This window comes from Streptomyces kryoterrae, assembly GCF_054072135.1.
Genome location: NZ_CM133358.1, coordinates 1,192,909 through 1,210,031, shown reverse-complemented (window position 1 = coordinate 1,210,031; position 17,123 = coordinate 1,192,909). Strand labels below are relative to the sequence as shown.

The 17,123-nt window shown below is 71.7% G+C and carries 14 protein-coding genes and 2 pseudogenes; 9 read left to right on the top strand and 7 right to left on the bottom strand.

Translation table 11 applies throughout. From position 1 onward, the window contains the following. Positions 1 to 33 precede the first annotated feature (33 nt). Together ACW4TU_RS04990 and ACW4TU_RS04985 are read right to left on the bottom strand one after the other, a co-directional pair. Positions 34 to 798, bottom strand: a complete 765-nt coding sequence (locus ACW4TU_RS04990; protein WP_457424995.1) for a bestrophin-like domain — start codon at positions 796 to 798, stop codon at positions 34 to 36. An 18-nt stretch (positions 799 to 816) separates the two neighbouring features. Further along, positions 817 to 1,572, bottom strand: coding sequence for a hypothetical protein (locus ACW4TU_RS04985; RefSeq protein ID WP_457424993.1), 756 nt, complete (start codon positions 1,570 to 1,572; stop codon positions 817 to 819). A gap of 283 nt (positions 1,573 to 1,855) precedes the next feature. Here ACW4TU_RS04985 and ACW4TU_RS04980 point away from each other — a divergent pair, with 283 nt between their 5' ends. The 3 genes from ACW4TU_RS04980 to ACW4TU_RS04970 all read left to right on the top strand — a co-directional run bounded on the left by ACW4TU_RS04980 (position 1,856) and on the right by ACW4TU_RS04970 (position 6,173). Beyond that, a complete protein-coding gene (locus ACW4TU_RS04980) occupies positions 1,856 to 2,836 on the top strand; it encodes an SCO0930 family lipoprotein (protein ID WP_457424991.1) in 981 nt (326 codons plus the stop codon). Positions 2,837 to 3,219: 383 nt separating this feature from the next. Next, complete coding sequence (locus tag ACW4TU_RS04975) at positions 3,220 to 4,032, top strand: SAM-dependent methyltransferase (RefSeq protein ID WP_457424989.1); 813 nt, start codon at positions 3,220 to 3,222, stop codon at positions 4,030 to 4,032. Next, a complete protein-coding gene (locus tag ACW4TU_RS04970) occupies positions 4,029 to 6,173 on the top strand; it encodes a putative bifunctional diguanylate cyclase/phosphodiesterase (protein WP_457424987.1) in 2,145 nt (714 codons plus the stop codon). Before ACW4TU_RS04975 ends, ACW4TU_RS04970 begins: the two co-directional genes overlap by 4 nt. A 106-nt stretch (positions 6,174 to 6,279) precedes the next feature. On the opposite strand, the pseudogene ACW4TU_RS04965 reads toward ACW4TU_RS04970, so the two are convergent. Continuing rightward, a pseudogene (locus tag ACW4TU_RS04965) lies at positions 6,280 to 6,458 on the bottom strand (LysR family transcriptional regulator); the annotation flags it as partial. 15 nt (positions 6,459 to 6,473) lie between these two features. Here ACW4TU_RS04965 and ACW4TU_RS04960 point away from each other — a divergent pair. The 3 genes and pseudogenes from ACW4TU_RS04960 to ACW4TU_RS04950 form a co-directional block, all read left to right on the top strand. Continuing rightward, a pseudogene (locus ACW4TU_RS04960) lies at positions 6,474 to 6,678 on the top strand (succinate dehydrogenase/fumarate reductase iron-sulfur subunit); the annotation flags it as partial. A gap of 219 nt (positions 6,679 to 6,897) precedes the next feature. Beyond that, entirely contained in the window at positions 6,898 to 7,671 is a 774-nt protein-coding gene (locus tag ACW4TU_RS04955) for a GNAT family N-acetyltransferase (RefSeq protein ID WP_457424985.1), read from the top strand. After that, on the top strand, positions 7,671 to 8,597 hold the full coding sequence (locus tag ACW4TU_RS04950) for a lysophospholipid acyltransferase family protein (protein WP_457424983.1): 927 nt from the start codon (positions 7,671 to 7,673) through the stop codon (positions 8,595 to 8,597). The genes ACW4TU_RS04955 and ACW4TU_RS04950 overlap by 1 nt, the downstream gene beginning before the upstream one ends. A gap of 150 nt (positions 8,598 to 8,747) precedes the next feature. On the opposite strand, the gene ACW4TU_RS04945 is transcribed toward ACW4TU_RS04950, so the two are convergent. Next, positions 8,748 to 9,737 carry an LLM class flavin-dependent oxidoreductase gene (locus tag ACW4TU_RS04945; RefSeq protein ID WP_457424981.1) on the bottom strand — a complete coding sequence of 330 codons (990 nt, stop codon included), beginning with the start codon at positions 9,735 to 9,737 and terminating at the stop codon, positions 8,748 to 8,750. 163 nt (positions 9,738 to 9,900) lie between these two features. Here ACW4TU_RS04945 and ACW4TU_RS04940 point away from each other — a divergent pair, with 163 nt between their 5' ends. Genes ACW4TU_RS04940 through ACW4TU_RS04930 form a run of 3 tightly spaced genes read left to right on the top strand, consistent with a single transcriptional unit; the run spans position 9,901 to position 12,202 of the window. After that, positions 9,901 to 10,431, top strand: coding sequence for a DinB family protein (locus ACW4TU_RS04940; protein ID WP_457424979.1), 531 nt, complete (start codon positions 9,901 to 9,903; stop codon positions 10,429 to 10,431). A gap of 45 nt (positions 10,432 to 10,476) precedes the next feature. Further along, the gene (locus ACW4TU_RS04935) at positions 10,477 to 10,962 is read left to right on the top strand and encodes a cation:proton antiporter regulatory subunit (protein WP_457424977.1); all 486 of its coding nucleotides are present in this window, start codon (positions 10,477 to 10,479) and stop codon (positions 10,960 to 10,962) included. Between the two features lie 7 nt (positions 10,963 to 10,969). Further along, positions 10,970 to 12,202: a cation:proton antiporter gene (locus tag ACW4TU_RS04930; RefSeq protein ID WP_457424975.1), complete on the top strand. Its 1,233-nt coding sequence runs from the start codon at positions 10,970 to 10,972 to the stop codon at positions 12,200 to 12,202. Positions 12,203 to 12,865: 663 nt separating this feature from the next. Here the strand turns inward: ACW4TU_RS04930 and ACW4TU_RS04925 are convergent. The 3 genes from ACW4TU_RS04925 to ACW4TU_RS04915 all read right to left on the bottom strand — a co-directional run bounded on the left by ACW4TU_RS04925 (position 12,866) and on the right by ACW4TU_RS04915 (position 17,101). Next, entirely contained in the window at positions 12,866 to 13,549 is a 684-nt protein-coding gene (locus ACW4TU_RS04925) for a response regulator transcription factor (RefSeq protein WP_457424973.1), read from the bottom strand. Continuing rightward, a complete protein-coding gene (locus ACW4TU_RS04920; RefSeq protein ID WP_457424971.1) occupies positions 13,546 to 14,772 on the bottom strand; it encodes a sensor histidine kinase in 1,227 nt (408 codons plus the stop codon). Before ACW4TU_RS04920 ends, ACW4TU_RS04925 begins: the two co-directional genes overlap by 4 nt. A gap of 115 nt (positions 14,773 to 14,887) precedes the next feature. Then, positions 14,888 to 17,101, bottom strand: a complete 2,214-nt coding sequence (locus ACW4TU_RS04915) for an MMPL family transporter (protein ID WP_457424969.1) — start codon at positions 17,099 to 17,101, stop codon at positions 14,888 to 14,890. Positions 17,102 to 17,123: the final 22 nt, after the last annotated feature.

Below are 17,123 nucleotides of genomic sequence, written 5' to 3'. Positions count from 1 at the left end.
ACCGTCAGCCGGTCCCCACCGGAGCGCGGTCGGTCAGCGGCCCGCGCCCGGGAAGAGCATCAGGAACGGATCGGCCGTGGCCGTGATGCCACGGCTGTAGGGCGCGTCGAAGTCCCAGATCAGGAAGAGCAGGAAGGCGATCAGGGTCGAGAAGAGTCCCGCGAGGATCAGTTCCCGGGGTGTGCGGCGGATCTGGAGCGCGAAGATCATGCCGACCGTGATCGTGGCCCCCGCGATCAGACCGAACCAGACGACGCCGGGCATGGTCGGCCCGGTCGAGTCCGCGCGGGCCGTGCGTGCCTGGTCCGCCGTGGTCACCTGGTCGATGAGCGGCTGGTAGGCCTGCGCCTCGAAGTCCGTCCTCGGCTCGTAGTCGGTGACGTCGACGCGGACGCGCTGCAGCAACTGGTCGCCGCGCTTGGTGACCCGGCCGTTGTCGGCCATCTCCTGCCACTCGGTTTTGACGACGTGTCCGACATAGGCGTTGACGTCGTCCCGAATACGGTCACGGACGTCCGGCGGATAGACCCGGACCCGCTCCGAGATCTCGTGCAGTGCGTGGGCCTCGGTCCCGACGTGGTCCTGGGCGACGCCGCGCGCCTCCCAGACCCCGGCGATGGCCAGACCCAGCACGATGGCGTACACCACGCCGATCCACATCGTCATGTACTCGATCACGTCCGGGGTATCGGACGGATCCTCGTCCTCCGGGGCCCTGCGGTCCCGTACGAAGGTGATGAGGATGACGACCGCGCACGCGGCCGCGATCGCGACGGCGAGAACAAGCCATTCCGACAAGGGGATGCCTCCAAGGGGTCAGCGCGGACGCAGTGCGGCGACGGCGATCACGGCGGGCAGGGTGACGAGCAGGGTGAACGAGACCAGCGACGGGCCGCTGCGGATGGTCCGTTTGCGGGCGGACACGTGGTACGGCGGATAACTCACCGGAGCCGGAATCGGTGACGCTGTCGGGCTCGGGCTCGGCTTCGGGGTGCGCGTCGGTGGGGGCGCGGGAGCGGGGGGCGGCGGCGGACTCGGGGGTGGCGGCGGACTCGGGGTCGGCCGCGGGGCGGGGGCGGGCGGGGCGGCCGGTGGCTTCGGCTCCGGTGCCGGCGTTGGCTTCCGCGGGGGAGTGGGCTTCGGGGTCGGGGTGGGTGTGGGCCTCGGTTTCGGTGGTGGCGGCGGTTCCGGTGTGGGCGTCGGCGGCGGTGTGGGTGTGGGTGTCGGGGTGGGCGTCGGCGTGGGGCAGGGGGGAGTGGGTGTCGGGCTCGGGCACCAGGAGCCGGTGCCGACGACGACCGCCGTACCGTTTCCGGTGACGGCCGCTCCACCGTTGCCCGCGCTGACCGACCAGCCGTCTCCGGTGGAGACCGGGACGCCGGTGCCGACCGTGACCGTGGCGCCGTGCCCCGTGACCGTCACCGAGGTGCCGTTGCCCGAGCCGGTGGCGACGGAGACGCAGGTCGTCGCGTCGGCCATGCCGACCGGCACGCCGACGAGCAGCCAGGTCAGGGCCAGCAGCGCCAATACCCGTATGGCGAGGGCGAATCGCGTCCGTGTGGGTCCATACACGACGAAGATCATGTGCGCTGGGCGCTCCCGCGCGCGCGGGAGCGCGAGGAGATTGCCCCGAACGAGTGACATGGGTGGTGCAGCGGTTTGGATCACGCGTTCCAGGTGCGGCCAGTGATCGTCCTCACGTGCGAGGCGGGGTCGGTGTGACGGGTGTGGCCACAGGGTTCGGAAAGAATTTTGTGCGGTGGTTGAACACAGTGACCGTCCCCGCCCGTACCTAGGACCGTGCGGCGGCCCAGCAGGGCGTCGCAACACCCTAATGATTTACGGGGAGTACGTAATGAAGACCTCCTGGCGGAGCGCCTCACTCGTAGCGTCAGCTGCGGCCGTGCTGGCGCTGACGACGGCGTGCGGTCAGGACAAGGCCACCGACACGAGCAGCCAGAACGTCGGCGCGGCGGCTCCGGCCGCCGGTGGATACGGGTCCGTGGCCGGCACGAGCACGGCAGGCACGGGTACCGGTACCGACACGGGTACGGACACCGGCACGGAGGCCAACGGAGAGCAGGCCGCCGCCGGTAACTCGGCCGCCGCGGGCCAGTTGAACGTGGTCACCAACGCGCAGGTCGGCAAGGTGCTGGCCAGCAACAGTGGCCGTACGCTCTACCGCTTCGACCAGGACACGGCCGAACCGCCGAAGTCCAACTGTGACGGCGACTGCGCCACCACCTGGCCGCCGGTTCCGGCGGACGATGTCACGGCCGGTGTCGGTATCGATGCCGCGCTGCTCGGCGAGGTGACCCGTTCCGACGGCAGCAAGCAGCTCACCGTCGGTGGCTGGGCGGCCTACTACTACGCCAAGGACACCGCGCCCGGTGACATCAAGGGCCAGGGTGTGGGCGGCAAGTGGTACGGCCTCGCTCCCGACGGCAAGAAGGCCACGCTGGCCGCGCTGCCCGGTCTGTCCACCCGCAACGACCCCAAGCTCGGGACGATCGTCGTCGACAAGAACGGCATGACGGTCTACCGCTTCCTGAAGGACCAGGCCTGGCCGAAGCCGGTGTCCGCGTGTGTCGGTGCCTGCCTGGACAAGTGGCCGGTCGTCGAGCCGGTCGCCTTCAAGAACACCAAGGACATTCCGCAGAAGGGCTACATGAACTTCACCCGGCCCGACGGCGCCGAGCAGCAGACCCTCAACTGCTCGCCCATCTACACCTTCATCAACGACAAGAAGCCCGGTGACACCAACGGCCAGGGCGTCGGCGGCACCTGGTACGCCGTGGCCCCCAACGGCAAGCTGGTCGGCGCGCCCAACCAGTAGCAGCCGAACCGGCAACAGGGGAGACCGACTTCTCCGGGCCTGCTCCCTCCGTCCCGCACAGTCCGTGCGGGACGGAGGGAGCAGGTCGCTTCGGCATGTCCGGAACTCGTCGGTAGGCAGGGCGATTTGCCGGTGAATCGTCCCCGGCTCGCCGTAGTCCCACCAGGAGCCGGCGGCGACGCTTCGTAACCCTTGAGAACTCTTTGGAACGCTCCGGACACTTTTCGGAGGAACTTCGCGATACGTCAATTCGGCACGTGCCGCAGGCAGTGACCGGGAACGGATGGTCAATTTCCGTTTAGGCTCGCCCCTTTGGCAGGCGATCAGTAACCTCAGCTCGAACACTCGAGCGCCACGCCTGCCAACTCCTGGGAGAGAGATAGATGGAGCGTCCTGCCTGGGCCCCCCGGGGCATCGACATCTCGGTGCCGAGCGTTTCCCGGATCTACGACTTCTACCTGGGCGGTTCGCACAACTTCGAGGTCGACCGGGAGGCGGCCCGCAGGGCCATGGAGTTCATGCCGGGACTTCCGAAGATCATGCAGGCGAACCGCGCGTTCATGCGCCGGGCCGTCCGCTTCGCCGCCGCCGAGGGCATCACCCAGTTCCTCGACATCGGCTCCGGAATTCCCACCTTCGGCAGCGTCCACGAAGTGGCCCGGGCGGTCAGCCCCGAGGCGCGGGTGATGTACGTCGACCACGACCCGGTTGCCGTCGCACACAGCCAGGCGGTCCTGGCCGGTGACGAGCGCGCGGACGTCCTCGCCGCCGATCTGCGCAAGCCCCGGGAGATCCTGGACAGCCCCCAGGTGCGGGGTCTGATCGACCAGAACCGGCCAGTGGCCCTGCTTCTCGTTGCCATACTGCATTTCGTGGAAGACGCGGACGACCCGTACGCGGCGGTCGCCGAGCTGCGCGACGCGCTCGCGCCCGGCAGCCTGCTCGTCCTGACGCATGCCTCGTACGAGGGAATCCCGCTGCCGCCGGAGCGGGCCGAGGGCACGGTCGACGTATACAAGGGCATTCGCAATCCGCTGGTCATGCGCTCGCGCGAAGCGATCGCGCGGTTCTTCGAGGGGTACGACATGGTGGAACCGGGACTGGTGCCCATGCCGCGTTGGCGGCCGGAGACAGCGCCGGAGGACGAGGACGCGTACTCCTTCTCCGGCTTCGCCGGCGTGGGGCGTACGGCGTGACCGCGGAGCCGGACGGACCTCAGGACAGACTCCGCAGGTTCGCGACCATCTGGAGCCGGGCGGTCTACCAGGTGACCTCCACGTCACTCACCCGGGTGGAGTTCGAGGAGCAACTCCTGCCGCTCGCCGGGCGGTTGAGCGAGGCGTTGCTGGCCCGGACGTTCGACGCCGAGGAGGGCCGGGCGGTCGGCGCCGCGCTGGTCTCCGCGCACTGCACCGACCCCGAGGCACTCAGCCGCTCGCTCGACTGCGTGGACGCCTATCTGGTGCTGTACTGCGGCGAGGACGGCCCGCAGGAAGACCTGCGCGCCCGTTCGGCGAGGCTCCAGCACGCCATGGCCGCCGGATACGCCGGCGCACTGCGCGACCGGACACTGGCCGAACAGGAGGCGATCGCATGGGCCGCGCAGAGCGCGCGCAGCGCGGTCGCCGAGGCGCTGCACGACAGCGAGGCCCGCTTCCGGGCGGTCTTCGAGGGCGCGGCCATAGGGATCGGCATCGCCGACCTCGACGGGAACATCCTCCAGATCAACGGCGCGCTGCAACGCATGTTCGGCGGCTCGGAGCAGACCGTACGGGGCCGCCGGGTCACGGACTGGACCCACGCGGACGACGCCCCGCAGGTATGGCGGCTGTACGAGGAACTCGTCCGCGGCGAGCGTGAGCACTACCACGTCGAGAAGGCGTTCTACCGTCCCGACGGAACGGTCCTGTGGACCAACCTGACGGTCTCCCTGCTGCGCGACGCCGACGGCCGGCCGCAGTACCAGCTGGCCCTGATGGAGGACACCACCGAGCGCCGGCTCCTCAACCTCCGGCTGCGGTACGAGGCCACGCACGACGCGCTCACCGGGCTGCCCAACCGCACCCTGTTCTTCGAACGCCTGGAGAAGGCGGTGTCGGCGGGCGAGGGCCAGCGCTTCGGCCTGTGCTACCTCGACCTCGACGGCTTCAAGACCATCAACGACAGCCTCGGCCACGCGGCCGGCGACCGGCTGCTCGTCGAGGTCGCCGACCGGCTGCAGTCCTGCGCGACCGCGCCCGGTGAGATGGTGGCCCGGCTGGGCGGCGACGAGTTCGTGGCGCTGACCACCGGCCCCGACACCGAACGCGAGGTCGACGAACTCGCCGTCCGCATCATGAACGCGATGATCGCGCCGGTCAGCGTCGACGGCCGTGAACTGACCGTGCGCGGCAGCATCGGCATCGTCGAGGGACCGGCGGGGGAACGAGGCCCGGCGGAAGTACTGCGCAGCGCCGACATCACCATGTACCGGGCGAAGTCGGCGGGCGGCAACCGCTTCGAACTGGCCGATCCCGAGGCCGACTTGAGGGCGATCACCCGCCACGGGCTCACCACGGCGCTGCCGGCGGCTCTGGACCGCAGCGAGTTCTTCATCGAGTACCAGCCGCTGGTACACCTCGGCGACGGCAGTGTCCGCGGCGCCGAGGCCCTGGTGCGCTGGCTGCATCCGCAGCACGGCGTCCTCGGCCCCGACCGCTTCATCCCGCTCGCCGAACACACCGGCCTGATCGTCCCGCTCGGCCGCTGGGTCCTGGAACAGTCGGTGCGCCAGGCCCGCGACTGGCAGGAACAGTACGGCGGACACCCGGCCGGCGGCCCGCTGCGCATCAACGTCAACCTGTCTCCGTGCCAGCTCACCCACCCCGGTCTGGTGCAGGACACCGTCGACATCCTGGAACGCGCGGGCCTCGACCCCGAGGCGCTGTGCCTGGAGGTGACGGAGTCGGCGTTGATCGGCGCCGACGACGACCTCCTCAAACCGCTGCGCCGCCTCGCCGAGATGGGCGTCGACATCGCCCTGGACGACTTCGGCACCGGCTACTCGAACCTCGCCAACCTGCGTCGTCTCCCGGTGAGCATCCTCAAGCTCGACCGCTCCTTCACCCAGGGGATGCAGCAGTTCCCGGCGGACCCCGTCGACCTCAAGATCGTCGAGGGAATCGTCTCCCTCGCCCACAGCCTGAACCTCACGGTCACGGTCGAGGGTGTGGAAACGGGCGCGCAGGCCGAACAGCTCCGCATACTCGGCTGCGACACGGCCCAGGGCTGGTACTACGCCCGCCCGGGCCCCCCGGAACGCCTGCACGACCTGACGTTGGTGGACGCGACGGGGTGACCCGCCCAGGGGCGCGCGCGGGGCTCTGACATGTGAGGCTCCGCCGCGGGGCGCGGCCGGCCACGCATGGCCCGCGGGTCCACGGCCCCGCCCAAGCGCCGCCGGTTCATCGCTCGAGCGACATCCGCTGCGACTCCCGAGCCGCCCGAGGCGGAGCCACATCGCCGCGGCGGGCCAGGGCGATCACCCGGAACAGCCCAGGCCGTGCCGGCGGCGGCACCCTTGGTCCGCGCCCCGACCGTTTTGCCCCATGCGCGGTACGACGGCCCCGCCCAGCCCAGCCCCGCCCGCACATACCCCGGCGGCTACGTCACCGCCCCACCGGCGCCGCCTCCGAGGCCCACGCCACCCCCGTACCGACACCGGACGCCGACTTCGCCTCGACCGGACCGCGATGCTCGCCGGGGAGTGCGCCACCGCCGGTCCGAAGGGTATCCCCCTCGTCACCATCACCGGGATGAACACGGAGTGGCTGCGGGCGACGCGCGAAGTGTCCGGACGCTGACCCCGGAACGTTCGCCGGCAAGGTGCGGACGGCCGGGACCGGAGTGGTGCTCGACCCCGGTCCCGCCCGGCACCCCTGGCATTCAACAAGCCCACACCCCACCTCTCTTCGAGAGTCACGCGCAGGACAGCCGCGGTCGGAAGAACTGATACGGCCGGACGTAACGGGACCGGCCAGCTCGTCGCCTCGCCGTCCCCGGCCCGTGACCAGGAGAGAGCCATGACCGGCGTTTCCACCATCGAACGTCCCCCGCTCCCCGCCACACCCACCCGCTACACCGTCACCCTCGCCCGCGACGAGGACGACGTACGAGCCGCGCAGCGGCTTCGCCACGACGTCTTCGCCGGTGAGCTCGGCGCCCTGCTGTCCTCCCCGCAGCCCGGTCTCGACATCGACCCCTTCGACGCGTACTGCGACCACCTGCTGGTCCGCGACACACTCACCGGCCAGGTCGTCGGCACCTACCGGCTGCTGCCCCCGGAGCGGGCCGCGATCGCCGGACGCCTGTACTCCGAGGGCGAGTTCGACATCTCCCCGCTCGACGCGATCCGCCCCGGCCTCGTCGAGGTCGGCCGCTCCTGCGTCCACCCCGACCACCGGGACGGCGCGGTCATCGGCCTCATCTGGGCCGGGATCGCCCGCTACATGGTCGACCGGGGCCATGACTGGCTGGCCGGCTGCTGCTCCATCCCGCTCTCCGACGGCGGCGCCCTCGCCGCCGGCACCTGGGACCGCGTCCGGGCGAAGCACCTGGCCCCGGAGGAGTTCCGGGTGCGCCCGCTGCTGCCCTGGTCCGCCGAGGGTGTGCCCCGGCCCGCCGGCCGCACCGAACTGCCCCCGCTCCTGCGCGGCTACGTCCGCCTGGGCGCCTGGGTCTGCGGCGAGCCCGCCCACGACCCGGACTTCGGGGTCGCCGACCTGTACGTGCTGCTGTCGATGCGCCGGATCAACCAGCGCTATCTGCGGCACTTCCTCTCCCTCGTGCCGGCCTGATGAGCGTCTGGCTGCCCAGCGCGCCCTGCACCCCGAGGGCGTGTGTGGAGACGACGGGTTCCACGACGGCCGTACCCCTGGCCGTGCTGCGACTGGTGACCGTCCTGGCCGTCCTGCTCGTGGGCATCATGCTGTGCCCGCTCGGCAGGAGGATCCCTGCCGGGTGGGTACGGCGCTGGGCCCGCACGATCGTGCGGGCCGCGGGGGTCCGGCTCCGGGTGAGCGGCCCCACCGCGCCCACCGGGGGCGTGCTGCTGGTCGCCAACCACATCTCGTGGCTGGACATCCCGCTGCTGGCCGCCGTACGACCGGCGAGGATGCTGGCCAAGGCCGAGATCCGGCGGTGGCCGGTGGCGGGCGTGCTGACCGCGAGCAGCGGTGCGCTGTTCATCGAGCGCGACCGGCTGCGGGCGCTGCCGGGGACCGTCGCGAAGATCACCGGCGCGCTGCGCGAGGGCACGGCGGTCGTCGCCTTCCCCGAGGGCAGCACCTGGTGCGGCAAGGCACAGGGCCACTTCCGCCGGGCGGTGTTCCAGGCCGCCCTGGACGCCGGCGTCCCCGTCCAGCCGGTGCACCTGCACTACCGGCTCGCCGGGGGAGCGGCCAGCACTGCGCCCGCCTTCGTCGGCGAGGACTCCCTGCTGACGTCGGTGTGGCGGGTGGTGTCGGCACGCGGGCTGGTGGCGGAGGTCGAGGTACGGGACGCCATAGCCCCCGGGAGCCACCGGGACCGGCGTGCCTTGGCCAAAGCCGCCCAGCCGCCGCTCCTCGGCCCTCACCGGCCGTCGCCGGCCGGGGTACGCGACGCCGATGCGCCGGGCGCCCGTCCGTATCGGCTTGCTTCGGCCCCGATGGCTGGTGCCGGCCCGGCAGTCGGCTCCGCCGCACGGGCGGGCCGACGGCGGCCGGTCGCGCCCTGCGAGTAGGGGTGCGTCCTCGGCTGCGGGTCCGCTGTGGCTGGTCGCGCCCCGCGGCGGAGCCGCAGATCGGTACAGCCCGCCCCTATGGGGCGCGTCGTCACTCGGCCGCGTCGTGATGCCGGGGTGATCTGCGGCTCCGCCGCGCGGCCGGGTCGGTCACGCTCTCAGCAACCCGGCCAGTCGCCGGTAGGAGTCCAGCAGGGCCTCCCGGTCGTACGTGCTGGTCGTCACCAGGATCTCCTGTGCGCCCGTCTCCTTCACCAGGGTCTCCAGCCCGTGGGTCACCTCGTCCGCCGTACCGGCTAGGTGACCCACGAGCCCGGACTCGTAGAAGCCGCGTTCCTTGGCGGTCATCGTGCGGGACTCGACCCGTTCGGCGGGCGGCAGCGGCGGAAAGGTGCCGTGCGTGCGGGAGTACGCCATCGACCAGGCCTCGGGGACGAGGAGCCGCCGGGCTTCCTCCGGGGTGGCGGCCACCGCGACCGTCCCCGAGACGACGACGTACGGTTCGCTCGCCCAGCCCGAGGGCCGGAAACGGGCACGGTAGGTGTCGATGCCGCGCAGCATCCGCTCGCGGGAGCGCAGGTCGCCGATCACCATGGGCAGGCCCGCCCGGGCGGCGATCGTGGCGCCCTCGCCCATGGCCAGCACGAAGGGCGGTACGGCGAGGCCTTCGGCGGGGCGGGCACGCACGCCCGTCGGGGAGGTGCCGCCGAACCAGCCGAGCAGCTCGTCGAGCTGGGCCGAGAAGTCGTCGGCCACGTCCTTGTCGCGGCCCAGCGCCCGGCGTACCCCGTCGGTGAAGCCGACCGAACGGCCGAGCCCCATGTCGATCCGGCCCGGGAACAGGGCCTCCAACACCCCGAACTGCTCGGCCACGACCAGGGGTTGGTGATTCGGCAGCATCACTCCGCCCGTGCCGACCCGGATCGTACGGGTCGCGGCTGCCACCGCCGCGGCCAGCACGGTGGGCGCGGACCCGGCGACGCCGGGCACGCCGTGGTGCTCGGAGACCCAGAACCGGTGGAAGCCGAGCCGTTCCGCCTCCCGGGCCAGCGCGACCGTGTCCCGCAGCGCCTCGGTGTCCGGGCGGCCCTCCCGGGTGCGGGACCGGTCGAGCACGGAGAACCGGGTCGCGGACAGCACCGAGCCTGATCCTGACTCCGGCCCCGGTCGCTGTGATCGCTCCGGCTGATCTGCTGTGCTCGGCATGGCTGCTCCGGACGTCCTCGGCTGTGACCTTGTCAGCGATCTCCCGGACGCCGGTATTCCTCGCGGCCCACCGGGCACCTGTGGAAGGGTGCAGAACATGTCGACTACACCGGACGGCCGCCCCATACCTCCCGCGAACGCCGACGAACGAGCCATGCTGAGCGCCTGGCTCGACTTCCACCGCGCCACCCTCGCCCTCAAGTGCGAGGGCCTCGACGACCGGCAGGTCAGGCTCGCCTCCGCGGCGCCCTCGGAGATGACCCTGCTCGGGCTCGTCCAGCACCTGGCCGAGGTGGAACGGAACTGGTTCCAGCGGGTGTTCACGGGCCTCGACGTGCCCCTCGTCCACACCGAGGGCAAGGGCGACGGGTTCACGCTCGTCCCCGAGCGCGGGCTCGACGAGGCGCTTGCCGACTGGCGGGCGGAGGTCGCGCGGAGCCGGGAACTGGTCGCCGCCGCTGCCTCACTGGACGAGTCCGGACACCTGTCGGAGACGGAGGCGGCGCTGGCCGGTACCCAGGGGCTGTCGCTGCGCTGGATCATGGTGCACATGATCGAGGAGTACGCCCGCCACAACGGCCACGCCGACCTTCTGCGCGAACTCGTCGACGGGGCCACCGGGGCCTGAACCCCGGCAAGGGGCCAACACAGCCGACCAGTAAGGGGATCCAACGTGTCTGCGCCACGCCTGCGGGCGACTCCGCTGCCGGGTATCGGGGTTCAGTACGACCTCGTCACGCGTGAGCAACGGCATCTGTCGGTGGTGGCCCACCGCGACGGCGGCCGTACCGTGAGCCTGTACCGGGACGACGATCCCGACTCGTGCGCCCAGTCGCTGCGGCTGACCGCGCCCGAGGCCGCCTCGCTGATCGACGCGCTGAGTCCCTCGCACCACAGCTCCAGTCTGCTGTCCACGACGCCGCTGGGGCTGGTGGCGGAGCGGGTGGAGGTGGCCGCCGGATCACGCTGGAACGGACGGGTCCTCGGGGAGACACGGATGCGGACGGAGACCGGCGCGTCCGTGGTCGCCGTGCTGCGGCGGGCCGAGGCGATCCCCTCCCCGACGCCCGCCTTCCGGCTGGCCGGCGGGGACGTCATCATCGTGATCGGCACCCGCGAGGGCGTCGACGCCGCCGCGGCGATACTCGGACGGGAGTGACAGCGCCATGCACTCCCAGGTCCTGCTGATCGAGTTCGGCTCCGTCATCCTCGCGCTCGGGCTGCTCGGCCGGATGGCCGCCCGGCTGAGCTTCTCGCCGATACCCCTCTATCTGCTCGCCGGTCTCGCCTTCGGCAAAGGCGGTCTGCTGCCGCTCGGCGCGAGCGAGGAGTTCATCGCCACCGGCGCCGAGATCGGTGTCATCCTGCTGCTGTTGATGCTCGGCCTCGAGTACACGGCCAGCGATCTCGTCTCCAACCTGAAATCCCACTATCCGTCCGGCCTGGTGGACTTCACCCTGAACGCGCTCCCCGGCGCAGCCGCCGCGCTGCTGCTGGGCTGGGGCCCGGTCGCCGCCGTCGTGCTTGCCGGGGTCACCTGGATCTCGTCCTCCGGTGTCATCGCCAAGGTGCTGGGCGACCTGGGCCGGGTCGGCAACCGGGAGACCCCGGTGATCCTCAGCATCCTGGTCCTGGAGGACCTGGCGATGGCGGTCTACCTGCCGATCGTCACCGCGCTGGTGGCCGGCGTCTCGCTCGCCGCCGGCAGTGTCACCCTGGCGATCGCCCTCGGGGCCGCCGGCCTGGTGCTGTTCGTGGCGGTCCGCTTCGGCCGGGTCATCTCCCGCTTCGTCTCCAGCGACGACCCCGAGAAGCTGCTGCTGGTCGTCCTCGGCCTGACCATCCTCGTGGCGGGCATCGCGCAGGAACTCCAGGTCTCCGCCGCCGTGGGGGCGTTCCTTGTCGGGATCGCGCTGTCGGGAGAGGTCGCGGAGGGTGCGCACACCCTGCTCAGTCCGCTCAGGGACCTGTTCGCGGCCATCTTCTTCGTCTTCTTCGGGCTGCACACCGACCCGGCCAGCATCCCGCCCGTGCTGCTGCCGGCCCTCGCCCTGGCCGTCGTCACGACGGGCACGAAGATCGCCACCGGCTACTGGGCGGCCCGCCGCGCCGGAATCTCGGTCAAGGGCCGCTGGCGCGCGGGCGGTGCGCTCGTCGCCCGCGGCGAGTTCTCCATCGTCATCGCGGGCCTCGCGGTCACCGCCGGCATCGAGTCCGACCTCGGCCCGCTGGCCACGGCGTACGTCCTGATCCTGGTCGTCGCCGGGCCGCTCACCGCCCGCTGGACCGAGCCTCTGGCTGCCCGGGTCGGCGCGTGGCGAGCCCGGCGCGCCGGTCCCCGGACTCCGGCCACGGCACCGACGGACGAGGCGGTGCAGCCCACGACGGTCGGCGACTGACGACCATCCCGGCGGGTGGCTTCGCCGACACGAACACCGAAGACGACGCGGGCGGGTCCGCCGACGGAGACACGGCTGACGACGCATGGCCGGCCCGGCGGTACCGATGGGAACAGGGCCGGCGGCGGCCTGCCTCCGTCGGCGCCGTGGGGACGGACATGACCCCGGCGGGCCGGGCGGTGGAGACACCGGTGGTGATGCCGGGACGGCCGGCGGTACGGCCGGGGGCAGCCGCACGGCGGCGGCCTCGTCTCCCTCGGCGGACGCCGTGGGGACGGACACGACTCGGGCTGCTCCGTCGGCGCGGACTCAGGCGGCAGGGCCGGGACGACCCGGCGGTACCGGCGGGGGGCAGCGGCACCGGTGGCGGCCTCGCCTTCGTCGGTGCCGAGGCCGCAGGGATGGATACGACTCCGGCGGGTCCGCCGGTGGAGACGCAGGCGGTGCTGCGGGGACGACCCGGCGGTAGCGGCTGGGCGACAGCACCGGCGGCTCGCCTCCAGCGGCGTCGGAGGTGTGGCGCCGGAGGCCACTCGGGCGGGTTCGCCGGGACGGCCACGGCCGGTCGGGTTGCCTCCCCCGCGGCAGCGGGAGGCAACCCCCGGACTCCGCCGCCGCAGCCGAACGGAGTGAACCGGAACGGGACCCTTGTCGTCCCGCGAGTCAGTTCGCCTGCGGTGGCAGGGCCCTCACCAGCCCCGACTGGTAGGCGATCACGACCAGTTGGGCCCGGTCCCGGGCGCCCAGCTTCGTCATCGCGCGGTGTACGTGGGTCCGCACGGTCAGCGGGCTGACGTACAGCTTCTCCGCGATCTCGTCGTTCGAGCCGCCCTCGGCCGCCAGGCACATCACCTCCCGTTCCCGGGTGGTGAGCGCTTCGAGCGCCTCCGGGGTCGCCAACTGCATTCCCGGAGCAGGGGAGTTGAGGAAGCGGGTGATGAGGGTGCGGGTGGCGTTGGGGGAGAGGAGGGACTCGCCGGAGGCCACCGTGCGGATGCCGACGAGCAGTGCTTCGGCGGTGACGTCCTTGCCGAGGAAACCGCTGGCGCCGGCCCGCAGTGCCTGGGCCACGTACTCGTCCGTCTCGAACGTCGTCAGGATCAGTACACGCGTCGCGGACAGTTCCGGGTCGGCGCAGATCGCGGCGGTGGCGGCCAGTCCGTCGGTGCCGGGCATCCGGATGTCCATGAGGACGACGTCGGGGAGGTGGGTGCGGGTCGCCTCGACCGCCTCCCGGCCGTCGGTGGCCTCGCCGATCACCGTCATGTCGGCCTCGGAGTCGATCAGGATCCGGAACGTCGCCCGGAGGAGGGCCTGGTCGTCGGCGAGCAGGACACGAATGGTCATGAGGTGCGCTCTTCTTCTTCCGAGGGCTGGGGGTAGAGGGGCAGCGCGGTGGAGACCTCGAAGCCGCCCTCCGGACGGTGTCCCGCCTCCAGGTTGCCGCCGACGGACTGGGCGCGCTCCCGCATCCCGATCAGACCGAAACCGCGCGCCGGCACGGCTGTGACGGGGTGGGGGGGACCGGCGGGGACGGTGGCGGTGGCGTTGTTGGTGACCGTGATGGCCAGTCGGTCCGTCGAGTACGCGAGCCGCACACACGCCACCGCTCCGGCCGCGTGCTTGGTGATGTTGGTGAGCGCCTCCTGCACGATCCGGAACGCCGTCAGATCCACCCCCGGCGACAGCGGGCGTTCCCTGCCCACGGTGGTGACAGTGACCCCGAGCCCGGCGGACCGGACCGTGTCGATCAGCTCGGGGAGCAGGGAGAGGCCGGGGGCCGGTTCCAGAGGGGTGTCGACGTCGTCGGCGTGGCGCAGCAGACGGACGGTGGCCTTGAGCTCGCGCAGCGCCGAGGAGGTGGTGCCGGTGAGGTCGTTGAGCATCCGGCGGGTCTGCTCGGGGTTGCTGCGCGCCAGATGCGCGGCGGTGGTCGCCTGGGCGTTGGCCAGGGCCAGATGGTGGGCGACGACGTCGTGCAGCTCCCGGGCGATGCGCATGCGCTCCTCCGTCACCCGGTGGCGGGCCTCCTCCTCGCGGGTCCGCTCGGCGTGGTCGGCCCGGGCGTGCACGGCGTCCAGATAGGCGCGGCGCATACGGCGCGCGCTGCCGGTGGTGACCGGGACCAGCACATAGGCGATGGGGGCGACCGTCTTGAGGACGAGCGGGTGGTCGACCGGGTCGAGGAGCGTGGCCGTGGCCACCAGCATGACGATCACGCCGATGCAGGCGAAGCGGGTCGTCCGCCGGTCGGTGAGGACCGCCAGCCAGTAGATCGCCACCATGGCGGGGGCCAGCATGAGCACGGTGAGCAGATAGCCCAGCGCACTCGCCGTCATGGCACAGACCGTGGTCACGACGACGGCCGTACGCGGGTGGCTGCGGCTCAGCAGCACACCCGCGCACGCGTTGACGGCGAGGAGCACGGCGGGCCACAGGGCCTCGCGCCGGGTGGCGCCGGGGAGGCTGATCCCGGCGCCGACCAGGAAGAGGACGAACAGCGTCACGACGGTCACCGTGTCGACGACACGGGGATGCTCCGCGATGTATCGCTCGATGTCGATGCTCATCGGCTCTCTCCGGTCGAAGGGCGTGGACCCATGGTCCACGACAGCGCGTCACGACGTCCGACGAGGGCCGCCCGTGTGTCCAGCACGGGCGGCCCCCAGGGCGTACGGCCGAATGTCAGACCCGGACCGCCTCCCGGTCTGCCGTTCCGTCCGCCCCGTCCTCGGGTGTGGCCGTCCGGTGGGCGAGTGCCTCGCCCTCCACGTCGACCTTGGGCAGCACCTTGTCCAGCCAGCCCGGCATCCACCAGGCGGCCTTGCCGAGCAGGGCCAGTACGGCGGGGACGAATGCCATCCGGACCACGAAGGCGTCGAACAGGACGGCCACGGCCAGTCCGAAGCCGATCATCTTGATGATGGACTCGCCGGCCCCGATGAACCCGGAGAAGACGGCCATCATGATCAGCGCGGCGGCGACCACGACCCGCGCGCTGTACCGGAACCCGGTGACGACCGCCTGCGCGGGCCCGTCCCCGTGGACGTACGCCTCCCGCATCCGGGCGACCAGGAACACCTCGTAGTCCATGGCCAGTCCGAAGACGATGCCCACCAGGAAGATCGGCATCATGCTCATGATCGGACCGGTCGTCTCGACGCCGAGGAGTGAGGCGCCCCAGCCCCACTGGAAGACCGCGATCACGGAACCGAGCGCCGCCAGCACCGACAGGAGGAAGCCGAGAGCCGCCTTGACCGGCACCAGGATCGACCGGAAGACCAGCAGGAGCAGCACGATGGCCAGACCCACGACCACGATCAGATACGGGACCAGCGCGTCCTGCATCTTCTGGGCGACGTCGATGTTCGCCGCCGTGCTGCCGGTGACGCTGAACTCCGCGTCCGTGCCGGACACCGTGGCCGCCCGCTCGGACCGGATGGTCTTCACGAGGTCCTGGGTCTTCGTGCTGGTCGGCGCGTCGGCCGGGACGGCGGAGAAGATCGCCGTGTCGCCGGCGGGATTGAAGCGGGCCGGCGAGACGGACACGACCCCCTTCGTGGCGGCGATCTTCTCGGAGACCGTCGCCACCGCGCCCTTGGCGTCGGCAGCCCCCTTGGCGTCCACGACGATCGTCAGGGGGCCGTTGAAGCCGGGGCCGAAGGCCGTCGCGAGGTCGTCGTAGGCGCGGCGCTCGGTGGTGGAGGTCGGCTTGGCCTCGTCGCCGGACGTGCCCAGCTGGAGGTCCATCACGGGTATCGCGAGGGCGCCGAGACCGGCCACCGAGGCGATCAGTACCGGGATCGGGCGGCGCAGCACGAACCGGGCCCAGCGCGTGCCGCCGTTGTGCTCGACGGCCTGCTTGACCTGCCCGGTCTTCCTGGTGGAGCGCGAGAGCAGGGCGTTCGGCCAGAACCCGACCAGGGCCGGGACCAGTGTCAGCGCGATGAGCACGCCCACGCCGACCGCGCCGGCCGCCGCGAGCCCCATCTTCGTCAGCATCGGCACCCCGACCACCATGAGCCCGGCCAGCGCGATGACGACGGTGAGACCGGCGAAGACGACCGCCGAACCGGCGGTACCGGTCGCCAGAGCCGCCGCTTCCTGCGGGCCGTGCCCCTTGCCGCGCTCCTCCCGGTACCGGGAGACGATGAACACGGCGTAGTCGATACCGCAGGCCAGCCCCAGCATGCTGGCGAGCGTCCCGGTCGTCGAGGACAGACCCAGCGTGCTGCTCAGCGCCAGGATCGACGCCATGCTGACGCCCACACCGATGACCGCGGTCAGCAGCGGCAGTCCGGCGGCGGCCAGCGAACCGAAGGTGACGATCAGGACGAGGGCCGCGATGGCGATACCGATCGCCTCGGCAGCGCCACCCGCCGAGGGCGTCGTCGCCAGTGCCGTACCGCCGACCTCGACGGTCAGCCCCGAGCCCTGCGCCTCCTTGACGGCGTCCTTGAGACGGGTCTTGGTGGCGTCGGTGAGATTGTCGGGCTTCGCCTTGTAGTTGACGGTGGCGTACGCCGTCGCGGCGTTTTCGCTGACCGCCTGTGCCTGGAAGGGGTCCGTGGCGGACGCGACCTGTGAACCGTCGGCCACCTCGCCCACGAACTTCTCGATCGCCGCCCTGTTCTCGGTGGCGGTGACCTTCTCGCCGCCCGGCGCCACGAACACCACCCGGGCGTTCGCGCCGTGCGCGTTGGAGCCGGGGAACCGCTGGTCCATCAGGTCGAAGGCCTTCTGGGACTCGATCCCCGGCATCGAGTTGTCCGCGTCGGGAGCGGCGGGCGCCGTCGCGGCACCGGCACCGACGGCGGCGAGCACCGCCACCCACATCAGGGCGACGTACCAGCGTCGCCGGAAGGCCAGTCGGCCCAGCTTGTACAGGAAGGTGGCCACGAGGGGGAGGTCTCCACATCAT